The organism is Gordoniibacillus kamchatkensis (assembly GCF_000829455.1).
Lineage (GTDB): Bacteria > Bacillota > Bacilli > Paenibacillales > NBRC-103111 > Gordoniibacillus > Gordoniibacillus kamchatkensis.
In genome coordinates, this window is the sequence record NZ_JXAK01000128.1 from 1 (window position 1) to 4,175 (window position 4,175).

General features: G+C 60.1%; 4 protein-coding genes. 2 read left to right on the forward strand and 2 right to left on the reverse strand.

All coding sequences use genetic code 11. From position 1 onward, the window contains the following. Both SD70_RS32280 and ftsE read right to left on the reverse strand, forming a co-directional pair. On the reverse strand, positions 1–356 hold a 356-nt coding region (locus tag SD70_RS32280), incomplete at its 3' end, for a permease-like cell division protein FtsX (protein ID WP_041052790.1). Next, positions 346–1,032 (reverse strand): cell division ATP-binding protein FtsE, encoded by a 687-nt coding sequence (gene ftsE / locus SD70_RS32285; protein WP_041052792.1) that lies wholly within the window; start codon positions 1,030–1,032, stop codon positions 346–348. The genes ftsE and SD70_RS32280, both read right to left, overlap by 11 nt. Before the next feature lie 393 nt (positions 1,033–1,425). On the opposite strand from ftsE, the gene SD70_RS32290 reads away from it, so the two are divergent. Together SD70_RS32290 and SD70_RS32295 are read left to right on the forward strand one after the other, a co-directional pair. After that, entirely contained in the window at positions 1,426–2,856 is a 1,431-nt protein-coding gene (locus SD70_RS32290) for a VanW family protein (protein ID WP_041052794.1), read from the forward strand. A 1,078-nt stretch (positions 2,857–3,934) separates the two neighbouring features. Continuing rightward, positions 3,935–4,175 (forward strand): DUF1700 domain-containing protein (locus SD70_RS32295; protein ID WP_041052797.1); only part of this gene is annotated, 241 nt, incomplete at its 3' end.

The window sequence follows — 4,175 nt, forward strand, 5'->3', positions numbered from 1 at the left end:
CCGTCGAACCCTTGCAGCAGATCCTTGCCGCTTTCGCCGAGCCGTTCGCGCAAATACTTCAGTCCCTCTTCCTTCGAAACGAACTTGATGCTGGCGACCTGAGGCATCGCCTGAATTTTGTCCTGCAGCTGCTGAATGACATCGTCCCCGGTATCGACTTCGAGGTAGACGCGTATCTCGACCTGCTTCTCAATCTGGTCGGCCATGTAATTGACGTTGAGCGACAACAGCAAAAACAGGCCGAGGATAAACAGCGAGATGGAAATGGAGCTGACGGACGCGAACGTCATCCAGCCGTTGCGGACGACGTTCTTCGTCCCTTCGCGCACGTGGCGGAGGCCGGTGCTAATCTTCATAGCCGTATTCCCCCCGCTGCTCGTCGCGCGCGATCCGGCCGTTCTCGATCGCGATGACACGCTTGCGCATCGTGTTCACGATCTCCTTGTTGTGCGTAGCCATCACGATCGTCGCGCCCCGCAGATTGATCTCCTCCAGCAGCTTCATAATGCCCCACGACGTCTCCGGATCGAGATTGCCGGTAGGCTCGTCCGCGATAATGACCGCAGGATTGTTCACAATCGCCCGCGCGATCGCCACCCGCTGCTGTTCGCCGCCGGACAGCTGCGTCGGCAGCGATCCGGCCTTCTCTTTCAGCTTTACAAGATCAAGCACTTCCATGACGCGCCTCTTGATCGTCCGCTTCGGCGTCTCGATGACCTCCATGGCGAAGGCGACGTTCTCGAACACGGTCAGCTTCGGGAGAAGCCGGTAATCCTGGAAAATGACCCCGATGTTGCGGCGCACATACGGAATTTTCCGCTGCTTCAGCCGCTCGAGGTTAAACCCGTTGACGAAAATTTGCCCTTTGGTCGGGCGCTCTTCTCTATACATCAGCTTCATGAATGTCGATTTTCCGGCGCCGGATGGGCCAACGACATAGACGAAATCGCCGGGATTGACCTTGATGCTAATACCCCGCAGCGCTTCCGTGCCGTCGGCGTACGTCTTCCAGACGTCGTGCATTTCAATCACTCGGATCACATCCTGTCCTTGATAGCCTTACTTACTTCGACAGCCCGCGCTAAAATCCTGCGAAAGCGGCACAATTTCAACACTTTTTCACATTATAGCATCGACTACGCCGGCCAAGGCGCGGTGAAAGATTGGTAACCGCAGCGGAAAGCTTGCCTTCGCTTAAGCATGAAAGCGATAGCGGGGTTTGCTGCGAGTTTTTCTCATATTTGGCGGAGACGAGCTTATACATGTACAAGTATGGAATTGCTCCCGGGGCACGGAACGCACCGTTCCCCGCAACCGGCGAGCCGCCCGATTTCGGCGTTCCCGCTATCGGTTTGAGGACAACCGGGCGGTATGGGCTTACGGAGAGGGAAAGGGGGGCTGACGCCATGAACGCGTCTTTCCGATATGCGTGGTTCGTTCTTCGCCGCCGTGCTGGGGCTGCTGCTGCTCGTGATGGGCGGCTTGTTCTGGTACGCGTCGCAGCAGCGGCTTCCGGCCGGGCTGACGGTGTCGGGATGGCATGTCGGCGGCATGCCGTTTACGGCGTTCGACGCCGCGCTGGATGCGCGCATTGCGGCGCTCGGGCGGACGCCCGTGCAGCTGCGCACGAGCGCGTACGGGCTGCCTCCGCTGCAGACGACGTATGCGCAGCTCGGCGTGCAGGCGAGCGCAGCCGAGCTGCGCCGGCAGCTGGACGGGCTGCGCCGCGGCACGCCGTGGGAGCGCGCCGGCGAGCGCTGGCGGCTGCGTCATGCATCGCTGGAGCTGCGCGTGACGTTGCCGCCGGCGGATTTGGCGGCGGCGCTGCGCGCGGCTTGGAAGCCGCTGTTCGAGGCGAAGCCCGTCGATGCGCAGCGCGTTATCACACCGGACGACCGGGTCACGTACGTCGCGGAGCAGACGGTGCCGCGCATTGACGCGGCGAAGCTGGCCGAAGCGCTGCTGGCGGCGGCGCCAAAAATCGCCTCGCTGGCAGGCGAACGAGGCGCTGGTGTTGCTATCGCGGACGTGCCGCTCGTGCAAGAGGCGCCGCGCGTCACCGTAGCGTCGCTTCGAGCCGAAGGCATCGAGCGCAAGATCGCGCAGTTTACGACGGAATACGTCGTGTCGTCCGCAGGGCGGCGGCACAATATCGAATCGACGGCGGCGACGGTGCAAGATATGATGCTGAAGCCGGGCGACGTTTTTGACTATGCGAAGGTGATCGAAAATACGCAAAAGACGTTCGGGTATCAGGAGGCGCCGGTCATTCTCGACGGAAAAATCGTGCCCGGCGTAGGCGGAGGCATCTGCCAAGTGTCGACGACGCTGTACAACGCGGTGCTGCGCAGCGGGCTTGAAATTGTCGAGCGCCGCAATCATTCGCTGCCGATTTCTTACGTGCCGCTCGGGCAGGATGCGACATTTTCCACGGGGTATATCAATTTCCGGTTCAGGAACAATACGGGATACGGACTGCTGATCCGAACCGTGGCCGCTAACGGCATGCTGACGGTGAAGCTGTTCGGACGCCTGCCGGAGGACATCAGCTACGACATCGATTCGAAAATCGTCAAGACGATCGAGCCTCCTGTCAAATACGTGAAAAACAGCTCGCTGCGGCGGGGCGAGCAGCGGAAAGTGCTGGACGGCAAGCGCGGCTTCGTGGTGGAGACGACCCGGATCAAGAGGCAGAACGGCAAAATAATCGGCACGGAGCTGATCTCGCGCGATACGTATTCGCCGCAGCCGACCGTCATCGCCATCAACTCGGGCGCGGATGCCGGCGACGGCGAAGGAACGGAGCTGCCCGCGCCGCACGTGGAGGACGGCATCGCCGGTCCGAAGTTCCGCTGAGCGGCGGGGCGATCGGTGAGTGTGGCAGGGTGGTGGCCGTGGTAGGGAGCTGGCGGGGTTTTAGTGGGTGCGGCAGGGCGGCGGGTGCTGGCTGTTGGCTGGGGCGCGATTGGTGGGCGTTGGGCTAAAGTTGGCTGTTGGTGGGCACGATTGGCGGACGTTGGGCGATTGCTGGCTGTAGGGCGGTTGGCCGGGTGTTCTGGGGTGTGGTTGGCTAGCGTTGGCTGAGCACGATTGGTCGGCGCTGAGCGAATGCCGATTGGTGCCATTATCCAGGTGTTGGCTGGGACGGCGCGATTAGCGGGCGTTGGTCGAGAGTTGATAGCCCGGAGCATTAGACATTCAGCGCCTGCACTGCCGCGAAAGCGCATCGACCGGCCGACGCCAGGCAAAGCGACGCGACGGGGTGAAGCTGCCGGTCGCATATGTAGAAACGGCAGTGCCTAGCAATGTCGGAAAACAAGCCGACGCGAACCTAGCGCTCATTTTATCACCAACATGAGTCGCCCCCCTACCCGTTCCCCCGCTCGCACGGGCGTTTTTATAATAACGGAACCCAGTTCCGTTATGGACATCATTTCCCGTTATTTCCCGAAATTAACGGAACGGGAATCCGCTATTTGCCCGCAAAAATGGGACAAACCACGGATTTCCCGGTCATTCGACGTCGATAGCGGAACCAGAGTCCGTTATTTTGCAACATTCGTCCATCACTCCGCGAATAACGGAACGACGTTCCGTTATCACTTACTTAGGCAACAAAGCAAACATCGTTCGCCGCATCCATATCAGGCTCCATGCTGTGCTGAACGGCAAGTTCCGACGGGATGCGGCGATATGCGGCTCTAGCAGCCAACCGGCCACAACCATTCCCGGACAGCGCACCGCCGAAACGCCTCAAATCCCCCTCAGCAGCTGCCGAAGCCGTATTGCAGACGGTTCGCGGCGCCAAATCATATCGTGACAGGTCATATGACTCTAGAAACTAGGTCATTATGACTTTTTTTATTTATTGTTAAACTTGTCAAAGAAACTTACGGCACATCGCATGCGAAACAACGAGGAGGGACACTCCCTTATGGGCAAGCTGGAATATTTCAAAGAGTTGGAATACCGATTGCGCGGTCTCCCCGAACGGGAGCGTCAAAATATAATCGCCGTCTACGAAGAGCTGTTCCAGAAAGCGGAGGCGAACGGCAAGAGCGAGTCCGACATCATCGACTCGCTCGGCTTTCCCCGCGTCCCGGACTGGGACGCGCTGAACAGGCCGGGACGCCGGCCCCCAGGGCGGCGCCGCAGGCCCAGCAGGCGCCGGCCGC

Bases quoted from the DNA above. Each gene is read 5' to 3' on its own strand.
- SD70_RS32290 (WP_041052794.1), top strand. From the start codon at position 1,426: ATGCGTGGTTCGTTCTTCGCCGCCGTGCTGGGGCTGCTGCTGCTCGTG.